Source organism: Streptomyces sp. NPDC059256 (genome assembly GCF_042753785.1).
Lineage (GTDB): Bacteria > Actinomycetota > Actinomycetes > Streptomycetales > Streptomycetaceae > Streptomyces.
In genome coordinates this window covers 51285-68721 of record NZ_JBHYZO010000004.1, presented here as the reverse complement: position 1 = coordinate 68721, position 17437 = coordinate 51285, and the positions used below count along the sequence as shown (strand labels likewise).

19 protein-coding genes are annotated in these 17437 nt (G+C 68.8%); 12 read left to right on the top strand and 7 right to left on the bottom strand.

The window, feature by feature from the left end:
- Positions 1 to 93: 93 nt before the first annotated feature.
- Complete coding sequence (locus tag ACFXJL_RS11805; protein WP_384692094.1) at positions 94 to 1680, bottom strand: MFS transporter; 1587 nt, start codon at positions 1678 to 1680, stop codon at positions 94 to 96.
- Between the two features lie 244 nt (positions 1681 to 1924).
- Between ACFXJL_RS11805 and ACFXJL_RS11800 the strand changes: the two genes are divergently transcribed.
- Positions 1925 to 2224, top strand: a complete 300-nt coding sequence (locus ACFXJL_RS11800; protein ID WP_358879520.1) for a hypothetical protein — start codon at positions 1925 to 1927, stop codon at positions 2222 to 2224.
- A gap of 110 nt (positions 2225 to 2334) precedes the next feature.
- Here the strand turns inward: ACFXJL_RS11800 and ACFXJL_RS11795 are convergent, their stop codons facing one another.
- Positions 2335 to 2835, bottom strand: coding sequence for a YbjN domain-containing protein (locus ACFXJL_RS11795; RefSeq protein WP_358879521.1), 501 nt, complete (start codon positions 2833 to 2835; stop codon positions 2335 to 2337).
- Positions 2828 to 4168 carry a D-inositol-3-phosphate glycosyltransferase gene (gene mshA / locus ACFXJL_RS11790; RefSeq protein ID WP_358879522.1) on the bottom strand — a complete coding sequence of 447 codons (1341 nt, stop codon included), beginning with the start codon at positions 4166 to 4168 and terminating at the stop codon, positions 2828 to 2830. The genes ACFXJL_RS11795 and mshA overlap by 8 nt, the downstream gene beginning before the upstream one ends.
- A gap of 296 nt (positions 4169 to 4464) precedes the next feature.
- On the opposite strand from mshA, the gene ACFXJL_RS11785 reads away from it, so the two are divergent.
- The 3 genes from ACFXJL_RS11785 to ACFXJL_RS11775 all read left to right on the top strand — a co-directional run bounded on the left by ACFXJL_RS11785 (position 4465) and on the right by ACFXJL_RS11775 (position 8783).
- Positions 4465 to 5247, top strand: a complete 783-nt coding sequence (locus tag ACFXJL_RS11785; protein WP_358879523.1) for a class I SAM-dependent methyltransferase — start codon at positions 4465 to 4467, stop codon at positions 5245 to 5247.
- A 254-nt stretch (positions 5248 to 5501) separates the two neighbouring features.
- Positions 5502 to 6617: an NlpC/P60 family protein gene (locus ACFXJL_RS11780; protein WP_384691505.1), complete on the top strand. Its 1116-nt coding sequence runs from the start codon at positions 5502 to 5504 to the stop codon at positions 6615 to 6617.
- An 828-nt stretch (positions 6618 to 7445) separates the two neighbouring features.
- Entirely contained in the window at positions 7446 to 8783 is a 1338-nt protein-coding gene (locus ACFXJL_RS11775) for a PP2C family protein-serine/threonine phosphatase (protein ID WP_384691502.1), read from the top strand.
- Between the two features lie 68 nt (positions 8784 to 8851).
- Here the strand turns inward: ACFXJL_RS11775 and ACFXJL_RS11770 are convergent, their stop codons facing one another.
- The 3 genes from ACFXJL_RS11770 to ACFXJL_RS11760 all read right to left on the bottom strand — a co-directional run bounded on the left by ACFXJL_RS11770 (position 8852) and on the right by ACFXJL_RS11760 (position 10512).
- Positions 8852 to 9193 carry a DUF2516 family protein gene (locus ACFXJL_RS11770; RefSeq protein ID WP_329027600.1) on the bottom strand — a complete coding sequence of 114 codons (342 nt, stop codon included), beginning with the start codon at positions 9191 to 9193 and terminating at the stop codon, positions 8852 to 8854.
- 105 nt (positions 9194 to 9298) lie between these two features.
- A complete protein-coding gene (locus ACFXJL_RS11765; RefSeq protein ID WP_384642038.1) occupies positions 9299 to 9979 on the bottom strand; it encodes a hypothetical protein in 681 nt (226 codons plus the stop codon).
- Between the two features lie 23 nt (positions 9980 to 10002).
- A complete protein-coding gene (locus ACFXJL_RS11760) occupies positions 10003 to 10512 on the bottom strand; it encodes a helix-turn-helix domain-containing protein (RefSeq protein WP_384691499.1) in 510 nt (169 codons plus the stop codon).
- A 375-nt stretch (positions 10513 to 10887) separates the two neighbouring features.
- Here ACFXJL_RS11760 and ACFXJL_RS11755 point away from each other — a divergent pair, with 375 nt between their 5' ends.
- The 5 genes from ACFXJL_RS11755 (at position 10888) to ACFXJL_RS11735 (ending at position 14487) form a co-directional block, all read left to right on the top strand.
- The gene (locus ACFXJL_RS11755) at positions 10888 to 11376 is read left to right on the top strand and encodes a MarR family winged helix-turn-helix transcriptional regulator (protein WP_384691496.1); all 489 of its coding nucleotides are present in this window, start codon (positions 10888 to 10890) and stop codon (positions 11374 to 11376) included.
- A gap of 142 nt (positions 11377 to 11518) precedes the next feature.
- Positions 11519 to 12034 (top strand): pyridoxamine 5'-phosphate oxidase family protein, encoded by a 516-nt coding sequence (locus ACFXJL_RS11750; protein ID WP_384691493.1) that lies wholly within the window; start codon positions 11519 to 11521, stop codon positions 12032 to 12034.
- Between the two features lie 10 nt (positions 12035 to 12044).
- Positions 12045 to 12200, top strand: coding sequence for a hypothetical protein (locus ACFXJL_RS11745; protein ID WP_384691490.1), 156 nt, complete (start codon positions 12045 to 12047; stop codon positions 12198 to 12200).
- Between the two features lie 72 nt (positions 12201 to 12272).
- Positions 12273 to 12821, top strand: a complete 549-nt coding sequence (locus tag ACFXJL_RS11740; protein ID WP_384691487.1) for a YfbM family protein — start codon at positions 12273 to 12275, stop codon at positions 12819 to 12821.
- A 553-nt stretch (positions 12822 to 13374) separates the two neighbouring features.
- A complete protein-coding gene (locus ACFXJL_RS11735) occupies positions 13375 to 14487 on the top strand; it encodes a selina-4(15),7(11)-diene synthase (protein WP_358879531.1) in 1113 nt (370 codons plus the stop codon).
- A gap of 6 nt (positions 14488 to 14493) precedes the next feature.
- Here ACFXJL_RS11735 and ACFXJL_RS11730 read toward each other — a convergent pair whose 3' ends face one another.
- The gene (locus ACFXJL_RS11730) at positions 14494 to 15372 is read right to left on the bottom strand and encodes a TetR/AcrR family transcriptional regulator (RefSeq protein WP_384691484.1); all 879 of its coding nucleotides are present in this window, start codon (positions 15370 to 15372) and stop codon (positions 14494 to 14496) included.
- A 105-nt stretch (positions 15373 to 15477) separates the two neighbouring features.
- Here ACFXJL_RS11730 and ACFXJL_RS11725 point away from each other — a divergent pair, with 105 nt between their 5' ends.
- Genes ACFXJL_RS11725 through ACFXJL_RS11715 form a run of 3 tightly spaced genes read left to right on the top strand, consistent with a single transcriptional unit; the run spans position 15478 to position 17331 of the window.
- Positions 15478 to 16434, top strand: coding sequence for an ATP-binding cassette domain-containing protein (locus ACFXJL_RS11725; protein WP_384642017.1), 957 nt, complete (start codon positions 15478 to 15480; stop codon positions 16432 to 16434).
- Entirely contained in the window at positions 16427 to 17191 is a 765-nt protein-coding gene (locus ACFXJL_RS11720) for an ABC transporter permease (RefSeq protein ID WP_358879534.1), read from the top strand. Before ACFXJL_RS11725 ends, ACFXJL_RS11720 begins: the two co-directional genes overlap by 8 nt.
- Positions 17188 to 17331 carry a hypothetical protein gene (locus tag ACFXJL_RS11715; RefSeq protein WP_384691479.1) on the top strand — a complete coding sequence of 48 codons (144 nt, stop codon included), beginning with the start codon at positions 17188 to 17190 and terminating at the stop codon, positions 17329 to 17331. The genes ACFXJL_RS11720 and ACFXJL_RS11715 overlap by 4 nt, the downstream gene beginning before the upstream one ends.
- Positions 17332 to 17437: the final 106 nt, after the last annotated feature.

Here is a 17437-nt window from a genome sequence, read left to right as displayed (position 1 = left end):
CGGACTGACCAGCGCCAACGCCCTTGTGTCGCACATCACTTCGGGGCGATCGCGCGCCGGCCCGAAGGGGCGGGGAGCGGCGCGCCGTACCCCTCAGCGGCGGATGGAGCCGTCGTCCGTCACCCGGGTGCCAGGGTGGGCCAGGGCACAGAGGAAGGCCACGCCCAGCGCGATCGCCATGCCGTAGAACACCCACTGGTTGGCCTCGGCGAAGTCCATCCGCAGATGCTGCGTCGCTTCCTTCACCAGCACCGCGACCCCTCCTTCCCCCGCGGGCCCCCGCTCCTGCGCATGGCCGGTGACCTGTTGGGTCACCTTCTGTGCCGCCTGCCGTGCCAGTGCGGCCGGCACCCCACGCCCTTCCAGGGTTCCGGCCACCCGCTCGGTCGTGATGTGGGCGAGGACGGTTCCGTACACCGCGAGACCCACCGCTGCGGCGTAGTTGCGGACGGTCTGGGTGATGCCGGTGACCTCACCGTAGGAGGCACCGATGGCACGGTTGACCGCGTCGGTGGATGCGGGCGCCAGCAGGAATCCGATGCCCGCTCCGGCCAGGACCACATAGGGCCATTGGGCGCTGAAGGAGAGGTCGGTGAGCTTTCCGGCCCACAGGGCGAATCCGACGGCGCCCAGCACCGTACCCAGCAGCATGGCCGGTCTGGCGCCGCGCTTGTCCAGGATGCGTCCGCCGATCTGGGAGGTGATCGCGAAACCGATGAAGAAGTAGAGGAGGTAGAGCGCGGCCTCGTTGGGCGAGGCACTGAGGGAGACCTGTGCGTACACGGAGGCGAAGAAGAACAGGGGGACGAAGGCCAGCATCGCGAAGAAGAGGACCGCGTTGTCGACGGCGAAGGCCCGGTCCCGGAACACCCTGAGTTGGATCAGCGGGTGTTCCGACAGCCGGAGTTCATAGCGACAGAACGCCACCAGGACCAGGAGGCCGCCGACGATGCAGACCCAGGTGGCCGCCGAGTCCCAGCCCCACTCGGATGCCTGTTGCAGCCCCAGCACGCTCAGCCCCATGCCCAGGGCGACCAGGACCGCACCCGGTACGTCGATCCGTTCCTCGCGTTCGACGTTGGGAATGCGGGCGAGCACGGTCAGGACGATCGCGATCACCGCGACCGGGACGTTGACCCAGAAGATCGCCCGCCAGGTCCAGGTGGTGAGCCAGCCTCCGAGCAGGGGGCCCAGGGCGGTGAGACCGCCCGAGACCCCGAAGAAGAGGGCCAGTGCCCGACCGCGGCGTTCCACCGGGAAGACGGCGACGACCACGGCGAGCGCGGCCGGGAACATCAGGGCCGCCCCCAGCCCCTGAGTCGCCCGGAAGACGATCATCCATGCCTGTGCGACATCGCCGGTCGGTACGCAACCGCACAGGATGGACGAGACGACGAAGACCAGGGTCCCGATGAGCATGATCCTGCGGTGGCCGTAGACGTCGGCGAGGCGCCCGCCGAGTGCGAAGAACGCGGCGAGGGAGAGCAGATAGGCATTGACCACCCAGCGCATTCCCGCCGAGGAGAGGCCCAGTTCATGGGTGATGTCCGGGGCTGCGATGGCGACGATCGTCTGGTCGATGAAGGTCATCGCCACGGCGAACATCATGGCGGCGAGGGCGAGCCGCTCGTTGGGGACGGGTTCCCGGGGTGCGGAGGGGCCGCGCGACGGCCTCCCCATTTCCGACTCTCCGGACATTTCGCTCATGCGCAGATTCTGCCGCGCAGCTCTCACGGTCGCACCAAGGGACGAGCGATCGGCGGAGCCCGAATCTGGCCGTCAGCAGGGATTCGCTGTGCAGAAAGGTTCCGGAAACCGGCTGTATGATCCCACCGCCATCATCACCAAAGGGGGAATCATGGAGAATTTCGCACCACACACACCCACACCCGAACCGGCTCCGGGCCGAAGACGGAATCCCTGGATGATCGCCAGCGTCGTGCTGGCGGCCACCGTGCTCGCGCTCGGCGGCTTCCTCACCGGGCAGGCGTTCCCGTCGGACGGTCACCACAAGTCGAAGAGTGACTGCGGCGAACTGCGCGACCTGGCGAAAAAGAAGAAGCGGAAGGCCGAGTCACTGCAATCGGTGGAGACCGAACGCACCGCATGGCTCCAGACCGTGCGCACCCACGCCTATCTCATCAAACAGAACCGCCGTTGCTTCTCCGCCGAGGACCGGGCAGAAGCCCACGCCACGCTGGACCAGTTCCGCGTGGTGTCCTGACGCTCCCGGCGCGGGCGGTGCATCCGCGCGTGCACGCTCCGGGCAAGGCATAGGGCCGGTGCCTGATCCCCCGGCCAAGCGGCCAACCGGCCAAGCGGCCAATCCCCTGGTCAGTCGGTCGAGCCCCTGGTCAGTCCAGTGAAGGCATCCAGGTTCTTCGTGGACTCACCGCGAGCCACCCGCCAGGCGTACTCCTTGCGGATCGCGGTCGCGAACCCCAGCTCCAGCAGGGTGTTGAACGCACCGTCGGACGCTTCGAGCACCGACCCGAGCAGACGGTCGAGCTCCGCCGCATTGATCACCGAGAGCGGCAGTCGTGCGGTGACGTAGACATCGCCCAGTTGGTCCACCGCATAGCTGATCCCGTACAGCTTGAGGTTGCGCTCCAGTAGCCAGCGATGGACGGCGGCGTCGTTCTCATCGGGGTGACGGATGACGAAGGCGTTCACCGACAGCGAGTGCCTGCCGATGCGGAGCGAACAGGTCGTGGAGAGCTTGCGGGTGCCGGGCAGGGTGACCACGTAGGAACCGCTGGCCGGGCTCTCCCACTCCAGGCCGGCGTCCTCCAGGGCGCTCTCGATGATCAGCGCCGGCTGCCGTACGTCAGACATGGTGCGAGCGTACCCGGCGCCGCCGCTCCCACATCGCTGCCGTGTAGACGTCCGCGGTGGCCGCGGCTGCGGTGTCCCAGCCGAAGCGTTCCGCGTGCCGCGCCGCGTCCACGCCCATCCGGGTGGCGAGAGCGGGGTCGAGCAGCAGTCGGTGCAGCGCCGTGGCGTAGTCGGCGGGGTCATGGCCGTCGACGAGGATCCCCGTACGACCGTCGGACACCGCGACCGGCAGTCCGCCCACGGCTGCGGCGACCACCGGCGTGCCCGCGGCCTGGGCCTCGATGGCGACCAGCCCGAAGGACTCGCTGTACGAGGGCATCACCAGCGTGGATGCGGCCCGGAACCAGTCCGCGAGCACGTCCTGCCCCACCGGCGGATGGAAGTGGACGATGTCAGCGATGCCGAGGCGCGCCGCCAGCTTCTGGAGCCCTTCGGGCCTGGCCAGCCCGCTGCCGCTGGGCCCGCCGACTATGGGGACGTACATCCGCGCACGCAGCCCCGGTTCGCGCACCAGCAGTTGTGCGACGGCTCGCAGGAGGATGTCGGGGGCCTTCAGCGGCTGGATGCGTCCCGCGAAGAGGGGGACGAAGGCGCCCTGAGGCACCCCGAGCCGGGCTCGGGCGGCGGCCCGCCCGTCGGCGGGACGGAAGCGGTCCAGGTTCACACCGGGGTGGACGACGGCCACCTTCGCGGGTTCCGCGTCGTAGAAGCGGACCAACTCGTCGGCCTCTTCCGCGGTGTTGGCGATCAACCGGTCGGCGGCATGGACGATCTGGGTCTCGCCGATGACGCGTGAGGCGGGCTCGGGGGTGTCGCCGTCGGCGAGCGCCGCGTTCTTGACCTTGGCCATGGTGTGCATGGCGTGCACCAGCGGGACGCCCCAGCGCTCCGCGGCGAGCCAGCCGACATGGCCGGAGAGCCAGTAGTGGGAGTGGACGAGGTCGTAGTGGCCGGGGCGGTGTCCGGCCCACGCCTGCATCACACCGTGGGTGAAGGCACAGAGCTGCCCTGGCAGCTCCTCCTTGGCCAGCCCCTCGTAGGGGCCTGCGTCCACATGGCGTACGAGGACTCCCGGGGCCAGTTCGACCACGGGGGCGAGGCCGCCGGCGGTGGCCCGGGTGAAGATCTCCACCTCGATGTTGATGGCGGCGAGACGCTTCGCGAGTTCGACGATGTAGACGTTCATCCCGCCCGCGTCACCCGTCCCCGGCTGGTGGAGGGGGGAGGTGTGGACGCTGAGCATCGCGATCCGACGCGGTTTGCGGTGGCCGCCCGGAAATCTGATGCGGGGAGCCAGGAAGCTGCCGGAGAGGCGGGAGACGTACTGGCTCACGTCGAAGGTCCTCCTCGCTCAGGGCACGGCAAGCTGCGGCCACCAGCAGCCCTCCACCCGCGCACAACAGCGGACCGCCGCCTTCCATTTCCCGAGTGTGTCCGCTTTACCAAATTATTGCCAACAGCTCTCCGGCGCCGGGGCGGCCGGGAGGAGGACGGGCATCGAGCCGCCGACAGCGGCGGGCACGGTTGACCGGACGCCTCCACAACCCTCCGGAATTACATATTCCGAATGCTCTGCGCGAGCGCCGCCGCCAGGCCCGGGCGCAGCGGGCACCGCATACGCTCGCCCGTATGACACGCCCCGTAGGCACCGCCACCCGCGGGACCACCAACCCCAATCGACTGCGCCGCATGGACCGCTGGATCGCCGCCGTCCACGGCCCGGCACTGCGCCGGAGCGAACACCCACTGGCCGTCGACCTCGGCTACGGCGCGGCACCCTGGACCACGCTCGAACTGCTGCGCCGACTGCGTACCGCCGACCCTCGCTGCGAAGTGATCGGCATCGAGATCGACCCGGCACGCGTCACGGCTGCCGAACCCTATGTGCGCGAGGGGCTGAGTTTTCGACACGGCGGCTTCGAGATCCCCGTGCAGCCCCCCGTCAGTCTCATCCGCGCGGCCAATGTGCTGCGGCAGTACGACGAGGGCGCAGTCGACTCCGTCTGGGCCCGACTGCGCTCGCGGCTCGCCCCCGGAGGGCTGCTGGTCGAGGGCACCTGCGATGAGATCGGGCGACGGCACGTCTGGGTGGCGCTCGGTCCGGAGGGACCGCGGACCGTGACGTTCGCGGCCAGGTTGGGTTCGCTCGACCGGCCTTCCGACCTGGCGGAACGACTGCCGAAGGCGCTGATCCACCGCAATGTCCCGGGCGAACCGGTCCATGCGTTCCTCCGGGACTTCGACCGCGCCTGGGCGAGCGCCGCGCCGTACGCCGCGCTCAGTGCCCGGCAGCGCTGGATCAGGGCGGTCAGGGACCTGGGCGCCGACTGGCCGCTGCGGGACGACCACAGGCGGTGGCGGCAGGGTGAGGTGACCGTGGAGTGGTCGGCGCTGGCACCCCGATCCGCCTGAGCGAGGCGACGGCACCCCGGTCCGCCTGAGCGAGGCGAGAACCAACCGCGAGCATCCGGCCGACCTGCGTGGATGCCCGGACGAAATCGCTGTGCGGGGAACGACACGGGGGCGTCGTTCGTCTTGTGAATTCGGGGAGGGTCGCACGGCCGGCATGGCTCAGGGACCCTGTCGCTTTGCGCCACAGCGTGGCAGCATCGCCGAAGCGCCCGCACATTACTGGCGGTACATCAGCTGGATTGGGGAGGGGAGCTGTGCTTCGACGTCACTGCGCCACCGCGGCGGTCGCGCTGGTCTGCGCACTGACCGCCTTGGCAGTACCGGGCACCGCCTTCGCCTCCCCCGTCTCGCCCCGACCCGCCGTGGCCCCTGGCACCCCTCTGTTGCCCAACGCACCGGAGCCACCTCCAAGGAGCGGCACGCCGGGTATGCCGGCCGCGCCCGAGAAGTCGCTCGACGAGATCCGCTTGGAGATAGAGGGCCTCTACCACCAGGCCGTGTCCGCCACGGACACCTACAACCTCGCCGAGGAACAGGCCAAACAGCAGTCCAAGGAGATCACCGAACTGGCCCAGCGGATCGTCAGGGGCCAGACCCGCATCGACGATCTCAAGCTTCGTGCGGGCGCGGCAGCCCGCGCCCAGTACCAAAGCGGTGGTCTACCGCCCGAGGCCCAACTCATCCTCACCGACGACCCCCAACTCTTCCTCGACGGCGCCAGCAGGGTGAAGGACGGGATGAAGGCGACCCGGGACCTGTTGCGGGAGTTGGAGCAGACGCAAGCCGATCTGGAGTCCTACTCCCTGGACGCGAACGCGCAGTGGCGCAAGTTGGAGGCCAATCGCGTCCGGCAGGCCACGGCGAAGAAGGAGATCGACGCGAAGATCGCGGCGGCCGAGGCGCTGGAGGGCCGACTGCACAAGGAGGAGCTGAAGCGCATGCTCGTCCTGGAGCGGCGCGCAGCGGACAAGGCCCAGTCGGAGTGGCTGAGGTCGTCGCCGCTCAAGCGCGGCGCGAAGGCCACCACGCAGGGGTCCGCGGCGGTGAAGTTCGCGACCGGACAGATCGGCAAGCCGTATGTGTGGGGGGCGGAGGGCCCCGGTTCGTACGACTGCTCGGGACTGACCTCGCAGGCGTGGGCGTCGGCCGGGCGCCCCATCCCCCGGACCTCGCAGGAACAGTGGCGCCAACTGCCCAAGGTGGCGGTGGCGGACCTGCAGCCCGGCGACCTGATCATCTATCACGCGGATGCCAGCCATGTGGGGATGTACGTGGGCGACGGGACGATCGTTCACTCGCCTCGCCCCGGTCGGCATGTGACGCTCGCGGGCGCTGGCTCGATGAGGATCCTCGGCGTCGTACGCCCCTGAGGCCGTGCGGGCAGGCGGTGGTTACGCGCAAGTCCGGGCGTAGGTGGCTGCGGTCGCACCTGGCGTAGGAGTTCCGGGCGTACGGGGTGCCCGTCGGTCGCGCTCAGATGCGTACGGCGTGGGGTTCGATCCGAACCGCGTGCGGTCGGGCCCGGGTGCGCGTGCGGCGTGTGCACGGGCTCGGAGTACGAGTTGGTTCCTGGCAGCGCAGCGCCGAGGCTCCCCGGCTCAGCCTTGGGCGCCAGCACATGTCCCGAACCCGGAGTGACACGAGCCGCCCACCGATGCCCCGCTATAGCGTCGAAAACACGCCTAGTCGGGAGTAAGAAATGAGACATGGGCAACACTCACCCCGCCATATCCACAAGAACATTGGGGCCAGTGTGACTGGTGATGCTTCACGGCATCTATGGGAGCTTGATGCTCCCGGCTAACTCAGGACCGCCCGCCTACCCCGAACGCCGGGGAGAACGCCACGGAAGGGCGCTCACGCCGCTCGAACGGCCCGCGCGACCTGCCGCAAGAGCGCTTCGGAGCCTTCCGCGGACGCCTGATCCCGACCCCCGTCCCCAGGGAACCCCACCGCCACTCCAGCACTGCCCATCACCAGGGCAACCGGCTCCGTCGCCATCCGGTGACCGGGCGTGTTCAACGGCGTGATGTTCGTCATGGGGGCCTCGCCAACCGCCCGTGGACCGCGTAGAGATGACGCCACCCGCTCCTCGGACGCCATTCCACTATCGGCGGGGCTACCGCTATGGTCCCCGTCTGGCGGGTTGTCGATCGTCGTCCCGCCGTGCCCTCGGGGGAGGGAAGGAATCCGGATCAATGCCAGCACCTGTACCGCGACAGCGGAGAGTCCCCGTCGCGGAGGCCGCACAGGGCGCCACAGCCGTGAGCGCACCCCGTGGCGGAGCTCCCGACACCGAAGCCACCGCTGCGCGGGAGCTCAACGGCGCCGGCCCCGGCACCCATGAAGCCGCCGAATCCACCGGTGGCACCAACCTCACCGATCTCACCCTGCTGGTGATCGAGGACGACCCGACAGGCCCCTTCTCCGTACCCGAACTGCCCACCACCGCGGCCACCCGGGTACGCATCCGCAGCGCACGCAACCTCACCGAGGCCGAGCGCCTCCTCACCGACGACGTCCATTGCGTCCTGGTGGACCTCGCCCTGCCGCTGCCGGGCGACGACGGACTTGCCGCGCTCAGGCACGTACTGCGCATCGCACCGCGACATGCCGTGCTCGCCCTGACCACGTCCGACGACACGGAACGGGCCACGGAGGCGGTTCGGGTCGGAGCGCAGGACCATGTGTTCCGGGACGAGCTGGACGGGCGGCTGCTGAGCCGGACCGTTCGGTACGCCGTGGAGCGCAAGCGCGCCGACACCACGCAGATCAAACTGGCCGAGTCCCGGCTGCGCGCCCAGGAGAACGCACGGCTGGAGCGCGGACTGCTGCCGACGCCCCTCCTCGAAGGCTCGAACCTGAGGTTCGCCGCGCGCTACCGTCCCGGCCGCTCCCGCGCCCTCCTCGGCGGGGACTTCTACGACACCGTCCGCACCCCCGACGGAACCGTCCACGCCATGATCGGCGATGTCTGCGGACACGGCCCCGACGAGGCCGCGCTCGGGGTGGAGCTGCGGATCGCCTGGCGGGCCCTGACCTTCGCGGGCCTGTGCGGAGACGAACTGCTCTCGACCATGCAACAGGTGCTGGAGCACGAGCGGGAGAGCGAAGAGATCTTCGCGACGCTCTGCACCGTGGACATCGCACCGGACGGACGGCGCGCCGGGCTCTGTCTGGCCGGCCACCCCTCACCGCTGATCACCCGGGCCGGCCGGGCCGCGCAGATGCTTCCGTACGAGAGCGGAGGGCCGGCGCTCGGGCTGCTGCCCAGGGCGCGCTGGCCGCGGCTCCAAGTGGAGCTCGGCGGAGCGTGGAGCCTGATGATGTACACGGACGGGCTGATCGAGGGCCGCTCGGGGCCCGGCGCCGCTCAGCGCCTGGGGGACGAGGGCATGGTCCAGATGGTCAATCGGCAGCTCGCGGCCGGACTACAGGGCGAAGAGCTGCTGGACGCCGCGGTGACCGAGGTTCGGGAGCTCAACGGCGGGGAGCTCACCGACGATGTGGCGGTACTGCTGCTGAGCAGGGGCTGAATCCCTGCTCAGCACGGTTCGAACGGGATGGTGCGGGGCGGTAGGTGACCTGCCGCCGTGGGGGCAGGTCACCTACCGCCGTTGTACGGGCCGTAGGGGCCGTCGCTGCTGGAGCCGCCGCGCTTGCCGCCACCACCACCGGTGACCGCCTTCAGCGCGGGTCGCACATCGACGAAGAAGACGATCGTGGCGATCAGACCTGCGATGGACAGGAACAGGATGTTCAGGAGCAGGTTCACCACGACGGTGATGCCGAGGATGATCAGCCAGAAGTTCTTGGTCTGCTTGTCGGCGGCGCGGTAGGCGTCTCCCCGCGCCATGGCAGCCATGACCAGCGCGGTCACGGATGTCACGGCAAAGACCAGGAAGAGCAGGAGCGAGAGGGTCGCGTCGAAGTTCGCGCGAAGCATGATGAGCACCGCCTTGTCTGCTGAGGGCACCTCGCCGCAAAGGTACCTGGAGAACGGGCCGGACACTCCAAAGGTGCCCGGCCCATTCTGCCCGTACGCATATGCCTACTCGGCGGGCGGGGGCGTCTTCTTCGCAGCGGGCTTGCGGGCCGGGGTCGTCTTGCGGGACGCCGCAGTGCTCTGGCGTGCGGCGACCTTGGGCTGCTGGGTCTTGGCCTCGGCCTTCGGCTCGCTCTTGGCCTCGGCCTTGGCGGCGGGCGAGGTCTTCGGCTGGGCGGTCCTGGCCTGCCGGGGCTTGGGCGGCTGGGCCTTCGCGGGCTGCGGCTTCGCCGGCTCGGGCTCGACGGCCACGGCGATCTCCGTGATCTCTTCGGCCGCCTCACCACGCCAGGTCCGCACGGCCTGCTCACCGTGCTCGGCGACCCGCTCGTAGGTCTCCCGCGCCCGAACTGCGTACTCCGCGGCGAGCCCGACACTGCGCAGGGCCAGGTCCTGGGCGCTCTCGCTGAGCTTCTTGAAGTCGGCGTCGAAACCGCCGAGCACCTCGTTGACCTTGGTCTGCACGGTGACCTGGGCCTCCTTGGCCTGGACGGTCACCTTCTCCTGCACGGCCTTGGGGTCGGCGTTGCGCACGGCATCGATCCGCCCGGGCGCCTCGGCCGCGAGCTGCTCAAGGATCGCGGGCACCTTCCGGGCCTCCTGGACGGCGAGGTCGGCGGTGCCGGCGAAGAAGTAGAGGGGCTTCGGGTCGGACAGGGTCTTGCGCAGGTCATCGGTGATGGCCATGGGTGGTCCTCCTGGACGCGGGTTCAGTGTGAGGGTCGGTCGGGTTCACCGCCGTCGCCCGCGCTCGGGCCTTCGGCAGTGGTGTCCGGGGCTATGTCCATACGGGTGCCCTCGCCGGCTGCGATCACGGCATCGGCGTCTTCGACGGCATCCGCCGCATCCGGATCGTCCGAGCCGGCGGCGGTCTCGAATCCGTTCTCCTTGCGGAAGGACTCGTAGATCTGGAGCAGTACGGCCTTCTGCCGCTCGGTTATGGAGGGGTCCGCGATGATGACTGCTCGCGTCTCCAACTCGTCCCGGTCCCGCTCGTCGAGGATGCCGGCCCGCACATAGAGCGTCTCGGCGGAGATCCGCAGGGCCTTGGCGACCTGCTGGAGCACCTCCGCGCTCGGCTTGCGCAGTCCGCGCTCGATCTGGCTCAGATAGGGATTGGACACCCCGGCGGCATCCGCGAGCTGCCTCAGCGAGAGCTGGGCGTTTCGCCGCTGCTCGCGGAGGTACTCACCGAGATTGCCGACGTTGAGTGATGCCATGAACCGATGGTGCAACAGGTCTGCTAACTATTGCAAGCAAGTGCTTGCAATAGTGTTACGCACAACAGTGCGAACACTCACGCCTCGACCCTCGCACCCCGACCCTCGCACCCCGTCTCGCCGGAGGCGCCGAGGGGCAGGACCGGGCGGGGCGCCCTGACTGAGACCGACGGGCAGCACCCTGATGTACGACGGCCAGTCATTGCGCCTAGCGCGACGCCGCGATGCCTCCGCCGGGCGGCTTTCCGAGACGGGAGCAGCGCCAAGCCCCCGACACACGGCACACGGCACACGGCACACGGCACACGGCACACGGCGACAATAAAGTCCCCTTCCGGATAATCCGCCACAGTCCTAATTGCTACCCTCGCGGGCATGACCGCCAAGGCGCCCGTCCGGACCCAGCCCGACCTCTCCTTCCTGCTGGACCACACCAGCCATGTACTGCGGACCCAGATGGCCGCCGCCCTCGCTGAGCTCGGGTTGACCGCGCGGATGCACTGTGTCCTGGTGCACGCCCTGGAGCAGGAGCGCACCCAAGCGCAGCTCGCCGAGTTGGGGGACATGGACAAGACCACGATGGTCGTGACCGTGGACGCCCTGGAGAAGGCCGGCCTTGCCGAGCGCATCCCGTCCCCGCACGACCGTCGCGCCCGGATCATCACCGTCACCGACGAGGGCGCGAGGGTCGCCGCAGAGAGTCAGCGGATCGTCGACCGCGTCCACGCGCGGGCGCTGGACACATTGGACGAGGGCGATCGGCAGGTGCTACTCCAGGCGCTGAACCAGCTGGCCGCAGGGCATTTGGCGACCCCCAGCGAGAGCCCACGGCCCGCACGACGGGCGCGCCAGCGGGAGCACTGAACGGCACCGGCCCCCCAGGACGACCACAGCACTCCACGGCACTCCACGGCACTCCACGACAGAGAGCATCCGAGATAGATAGTCTGCAACAAAACTATCTGCTACGGTCGATCTTATTGCTCCCTGGAAGAGGAGAACCGCCGTGCCCACACCGTCCACTCCTGCCACTGGCCCCGGAACGACCGACGACCCGCCCGGCGGCGGCCCCGCCCCTCGCGCCCTGAGCGAAGAGGAGTTGGACACGCTCCTTCGATCGCAGCAGTTCGGAGTGCTGGCGAGCGTGAAGCGCAGCGGACATCCCCATCTGTCCACCGTGCTCTTCCACTGGAGCCCTCGGGAACGCATCGTGCGCGTGTCAACCACGGCCGATCGCCTCAAGGCACGTCAGTTGCGGCGCGATCCACACACAGCCCTCCATGTCAGCGGTCCGGACGTGTGGTCGTTCGCCGTCGCGGAGGGCGATGCGGTGGTGTCGGAGCCGTCCACCGAACCCGGTGATGCCGTGGGGCGCGAACTGCTCTCCATGACGCCCGGATTCACCGACCCCGGTGAGGAAGCCGCGTTCCTCCAGCAGTTGGTGAGGGAGCGTCGCGTGGTCGTACGCATCGAAGTGACACGTCTGTACGGGACGGCGCTGGACGTGCCGCGAGGAGACTGACCGCACAGCGGTGCGCCACTCCTGGCGCACCGACTGCCCCCGAGCCGCGGGGAGTCGACCCACCCGCAGTGCCATCGACCGCAGCGCCATGGACAGCAGCGCCATGGACAGCAGCGCCATGGACAGCAGCGGTACGGACGGCGACGGGATCGATCCGTACGTGTGAGTCGGTTGGGAAATGCGGGGTCATTCGCCCACTCCCCGCCCCGGTACCCCTGGTCCGCTCTACCATCTGGGCATGAGCATGATCGGTGAGTACGTGCGGGTGACGGCGGCGCAGCTCGACCAGGCGATCAAGGACCCCGAATGGGCGTCGGACCTCATCGACGAACTGATCGAGGCCGACTGGGAAGGGGGTGCGGCCCCCGAGGAGGATCCGTCGGGCACCGCCCCCGATGCGCCCACCAGCACCTTGGGGGTTCGCTCCCTCGACGTGGACAAGGCATGGGACGCCCTGGACTTCCTCCTGCGCCGCCGGGACTTCCCTGTCGACATCATCCACGGCGAAGCGCCGATCCCCGGGGCCGACGACTGGGGGTACGGACCGCCCCGCTACCTCACGCCGGCCCGGGTTCAGGTCGCGGCCGACGCGCTTCGTGGACTCACCGCCGATGAACTCGTCGCGGACGTCTCCCCGCAGGAGTTGGCCCGTGCGGACGTCTACCCCCGGATCATCTGGGAGCGGGGCGAATCCCTGGACTACGTCCGTGGGTACTTCGCGGTGCTCGTCCCGTTCTTCCAGGCAGCAGCCCAAGCGGGCGACGGAATGCTGATCTGGCTTGATTGATCTGCTGTAGTCCCACTGGTGCAGAGTCACGCAATACCACGAGTCCCAGGCAATTGGGCGTATTGTTCCAGCCAGATTGAAGCCCCGTGAACCTGGGCGAAGAGGCCGACACGCTGAGCCTTGGGGTCAACCAGCACGACCAACTGCGCTATTTATATTGCGTTTTGCGATTTTTATACCTTTTCTTGAATGCCCATAGAACATGTGTCGCAGATCTCTTCCGGGCACTTCCGCTCGCCCGAACTCCGTGCCGACGGCGCGATGACTGCTTGGGCGTGTCGCATTCGAGCCATCGCCAACAGCCCCTTGCCATCAGGGAATCTCGGACGCAAAGCGCACCACCCCGGGAGCGCAAAAAGGGCTCCCTTTTGCGCCATCGAAGCGCGCCGGAGCGAAGAACGGGCGCGTACACGCTCTCCATCGTGGCGTGAAGGCTCCATTGGATGCCCCCTGACCAGTGAGTACTATGCGCCGTAGTTGATCAGTCGCGTGGCGTCACCCGACGCACCAGCAACGGGCGACCCACACACCATGTGCAGAGAGGTGGCCGAAGGTGGGGCCAGAACTGACCGTTCCGCCGATCTTCTCGCCGATACCCCCAGCCATCCATCCGCGCCATGCAGCCATCGACGCCCGAACGGCCGCATGGGCGGAGGCGTTCAGCATCGGCAATCCGGAGCTTCGGGCCCGGCTCGTCCGCCATGACATCGGTACGTTCTCCGCCATGATCCTCCCCGAAGGCCGGGAAGAGGTCGTCAGCATCCTGGCGGACTTCGTCCTCTGGCTCTTCGGTGTCGATGACGGCTACTGCGAAGAGAGCGATCTCGGCCACCGTCCGGGAGATCTGGCCGCCGTACTCCACCGCCTGTTGCGTGTCGCCCAGAACCCCGACACCCCACTGCTGCAATCCGACCCGATCGCCACCGGGCTGCGCGACCTGCGGGCCCGGATCTCGCACCACGGCACACATGGACAGGCGGCCCGCTGGATAGACGCGCTGCGCGAGTACTTCTTCTCCGTCATCTGGGAGGCGAACCACCGTCAGTCCGGGACCGTCCCGGACCTCAACGACTACACGTTGATGCGGCTCTACGACGGCGCGACCACGGTCGTACTGCCCCTGCTGGAGATCGCGCACGGCTATGAACTCCAGCCGCATGAACGGGACCACCCCGCCACCCGCGCCGCGGCCGAGATGGCGTCCTTCATCATCACCTGGGACAACGACATCCTCTCCCACCACAAGGAGAGCCGTTCGCCCGGCTACTGGCTCAACGTCCTACGCGTACTGGAACACCACCACCAACTCGACCCGGACGAGGCATTGGCGGTGGCGGTGGCCCAGCGCGACCGGGTGATGTGCCTCTACTTGCGTCTGCTGCGCGATCTCACACCCCGTGCGAGTCCGCAGTTGCACCGGTACCTCGCCAGCATCACCCACTTCATCCGCGGTGCGCAGGACTGGGGCATCAGCTCCCACCGCTACACCACGCCCGACGACCCCGCCGACCTGCCCACCACGTTCAGCGACGTCCCCACCGACAGCAGTGAGGAACCGCTCGACATCCCCGTCATCACGTGGTGGTGGGATCTGGTTCCCGAGGGCGCCAGCGCCACGAACATCGAGGCCGTGGTCCCGACGGCACAGTTGGTCGCTCCTGCCTGACCCTGCTCACGGCCCGTGGGGCGTTCGCACAGCCGGACGCTCCACGGGCTCCCGGGTCGTCGCCTCCGTGACCACGCCCTTCGACCCCGCGGGCACGCCCTCCAACCCCGCGACCGCCGCGCGCTCCTGCTCCTTGCGTGCGACCAGGACCGCGACACCGTCCAGGACCGTGTCCAAGCCGAAGGCGAAGTCCTCGTCGGGGTCGCTCGCCCCGGTCAACGCCCCCGTGTCCAGCAGTCGGGCCAGAGCCGGATATCGCGCCGGATCCGCCAGTTGCCTGAGGACGCGCTCATGGCGGCGCATGGCGTCCTCCGGGCTCGCCCCGCTGGCGGCCACGGCCTCCTCGATCTCCGTCATCATCTGGACCTCGTTGCGGACGAAGCCGGTGATCACCACGATCATCGCGAGCTTCTCCCCCTCGTCCAGCTCGGTCGCCTCCAGGGCGGTGAGACCGCGCTCCCACCAGGCGAAGGAATGGGGGGTGACGGGGGGGCCTGAGACGGGGATGCGCAGGGACCAGCGGTTGCGGTGGAGCGCCTGCCGGTACGCCTCGGCCCATGTGGTCAGCGCTTCGCGCCAGCCGGCGTCCGCGGGCGGGGGCGGTCCGGGAGGGCCGACCGCCGCGTCCAACATCAGGACGTAGAGCTCGTCCTTGGCCGCCACGTACCGGTAGAGGGACATCGTCGCCACGCCCAACTCCTTGGCGACCCGCCCCATCGAGACCGCGGCCAACCCCTCCCGTACGGCGAGCGCGACGGCCGCGTCGACGATCCGTTCGAGGGTGAGGCCGGGCCTCGGGCCCTTCGTAGGACGCTCACGCAGACCCCAGGCCGCCGCGAGGCTCGCGGGCAGGCCCGTATCGCTGTCGTCCCCGCTGTGCGTCATCGATGTCGCCTCACGTCGTCGGTCCGGCCCCTCTTGACTCCCATCCTAGTAATGCGTAAGCCTTACGCAATAAAGCGTAACCCATACGCAGTAGTAGGAGGCGTGATGACCATCCAGCACACTCCCGCCGTCGAGACCGTCGGCCTCACCAAGCGGTACGGGGAGTCGACCGTGCTCGACGGGCTCGACCTACGCGTCGAACGCGGTGCCGTGTTCGCGCTGCTCGGGCCCAACGGGGCGGGCAAGACCACCACCGTCCGACTCCTGGCCACCCTCACCCGACCCTCGGCCGGCACCGCCCGTGTCGCCGGGCACGACGTGCTCACCGACCGTTCGCGAGTACGCCGTGCCATCAGCCTGACCGGCCAGTTCGTCGCACTGGACGACAAGCAGTCGGGGGCGGAGAACCTACGCATGATGGGCAGGCTCCGGGGGCTGTCGCGTCCGGCAGCCCGCCGACGCACCGCCGAACTGCTGGAGCGCTTCGACCTCACAGCCGCCGCGCACCGCCGCATCGAGACGTACTCCGGGGGGATGCGCCGCCGGCTCGACCTCGCAGCGGGGCTGCTGGGCGACCCCGAGATCGTCTTCCTCGACGAGCCGACCACCGGTCTCGACCCGCGCAGCAGAAAGGAGTTGTGGCAACTCGTACGGGAGTTGCGCCGCGGCGGCACCACCGTCTTCCTGACGACGCAGTATCTGGAAGAGGCCGATCGGCTCGCGGATCGCATCGCCCTCGTCGACGGTGGACGACTCGTCGCCGAAGGCACCGCTGACGAGCTGAAATCGCAGGTCGCCGGGCATCGACTCGATGTGATCGCGGCCGACCCCACGGCGTATCTGCGCATCGTGGAGCGCACGGAAAAGCAATCGCGCCGACTGCACCACATCCCGGAGACTCTCACCATCGGCCTTCCCACGGATGGATCGGCCTCCGGGGTCCGCGCGTTGTTGGACGAAGCGGACCCGGACCGCCGCGACGTTCTGCGCTTCTCGGTCCACCAAGCGACGCTCGACGACGTCTTCCTCGCACTGACCGGAAAGGAGCACCAGCATGTCTGACGTACTGGGAGGCATGAGCCGCGCCACGACCATGGCCGGCCGCAGCATCCGCATCAGCGGGCGCAACACCGATGCCTTCATCACCTCACTGGTGCTCCCGGTGATGTTGATGCTCGTCTTCGTCTACCTGTTCGGTGGGGCGATCGACACGGGCACCGCCTATGTGACCTACGTCGTTCCCGGCATCCTGATCCTCTGTGCGTCGTTCGGCGGAGCCACCACAGCGGTCGGGGTCAGCGAGGACATGAAGGGCGGGATCATCGACCGGTTCCGCTCGCTGGACGTCGGCGGCACGGCGATCCTGGCCGGTCATGTCGCCGCCAGCACCGTGCGCAACCTCGCCTCCACGGTGCTGGTTCTCGCAGTTGCCCTGTTGATCGGCTTCGAACCGACACCGACGGTCGCCGGTGCACTGGCGGCGACCGGGCTGCTGGTCGCCTTCCTGGTGGCGATCTCCTGGCTCTCGGCTGCCTTCGGACTGCTGGCCCGCACCCCCGAGACCGCCGGAGGATTCACCTTCCTGATGACTTTCCTGCCCTACCCCAGCAGTGCTTTCGTCCGCATCGACACCATGCCGACCTGGCTGCACGACTTCGCCCGGCACCAGCCGGTGACCTCGCTGATCGAGTCACTGCGCGGTCTGCTGCTCAACGAGCCCGTGGGAACCGCGCCCTGGACTGCACTCGCCTGGTGCGCGGGCATCCTGACCGTCGCCGTCGCCCTGTCGGGCGCACTCTTTGGAATGAGGACACGATGAACACCGCACGTGTGCCGCTGCGCGCACTCCCCACCACGGCAGTCGTCCGGGCGATCGCCTTCTCCTCGGGAGGAGGTTCGTCGGGCGGTCCCGGCGAATGGGACCCGGGCCTCCGGTTCGCGTCCGGCCCTGCCCCCTGAGCCCTTCGGTGGGTCCTGCACCGGCTCCGCGCCGGTGTGCAGGACCCACCGACCGCATTCCGGGACGAGTACGGCCGACGTTGCTCGGTCATCGCCGTCGGACCGG

What these genes read in the sequence shown, in the direction of transcription:
- ACFXJL_RS11720 (WP_358879534.1), top strand. Translation starts at nt 16,427, where the DNA reads ATGTCTGACGTACTGGGAGGCATGAGCCGCGCCACGACCATGGCCGGC.
- ACFXJL_RS11805 (WP_384692094.1), bottom strand. Translation starts at nt 1,680, where the DNA reads ATGGGGAGGCCGTCGCGCGGCCCCTCCGCACCCCGGGAACCCGTCCCC.
- ACFXJL_RS11770 (WP_329027600.1), bottom strand. Translation starts at nt 9,193, where the DNA reads ATGCTTCGCGCGAACTTCGACGCGACCCTCTCGCTCCTGCTCTTCCTG.
- ACFXJL_RS11760 (WP_384691499.1), bottom strand. Translation starts at nt 10,512, where the DNA reads ATGGCATCACTCAACGTCGGCAATCTCGGTGAGTACCTCCGCGAGCAG.
- ACFXJL_RS11715 (WP_384691479.1), top strand. Translation starts at nt 17,188, where the DNA reads ATGAACACCGCACGTGTGCCGCTGCGCGCACTCCCCACCACGGCAGTC.
- ACFXJL_RS11725 (WP_384642017.1), top strand. Translation starts at nt 15,478, where the DNA reads ATGACCATCCAGCACACTCCCGCCGTCGAGACCGTCGGCCTCACCAAG.
- ACFXJL_RS11795 (WP_358879521.1), bottom strand. Translation starts at nt 2,835, where the DNA reads ATGTCTGACGTACGGCAGCCGGCGCTGATCATCGAGAGCGCCCTGGAG.
- ACFXJL_RS11800 (WP_358879520.1), top strand. Translation starts at nt 1,925, where the DNA reads ATGATCGCCAGCGTCGTGCTGGCGGCCACCGTGCTCGCGCTCGGCGGC.
- ACFXJL_RS11785 (WP_358879523.1), top strand. Translation starts at nt 4,465, where the DNA reads ATGACACGCCCCGTAGGCACCGCCACCCGCGGGACCACCAACCCCAAT.
- ACFXJL_RS11755 (WP_384691496.1), top strand. Translation starts at nt 10,888, where the DNA reads ATGACCGCCAAGGCGCCCGTCCGGACCCAGCCCGACCTCTCCTTCCTG.
- ACFXJL_RS11775 (WP_384691502.1), top strand. Translation starts at nt 7,446, where the DNA reads ATGCCAGCACCTGTACCGCGACAGCGGAGAGTCCCCGTCGCGGAGGCC.
- ACFXJL_RS11765 (WP_384642038.1), bottom strand. Translation starts at nt 9,979, where the DNA reads ATGGCCATCACCGATGACCTGCGCAAGACCCTGTCCGACCCGAAGCCC.
- ACFXJL_RS11740 (WP_384691487.1), top strand. Translation starts at nt 12,273, where the DNA reads ATGAGCATGATCGGTGAGTACGTGCGGGTGACGGCGGCGCAGCTCGAC.
- ACFXJL_RS11730 (WP_384691484.1), bottom strand. Translation starts at nt 15,372, where the DNA reads ATGACGCACAGCGGGGACGACAGCGATACGGGCCTGCCCGCGAGCCTC.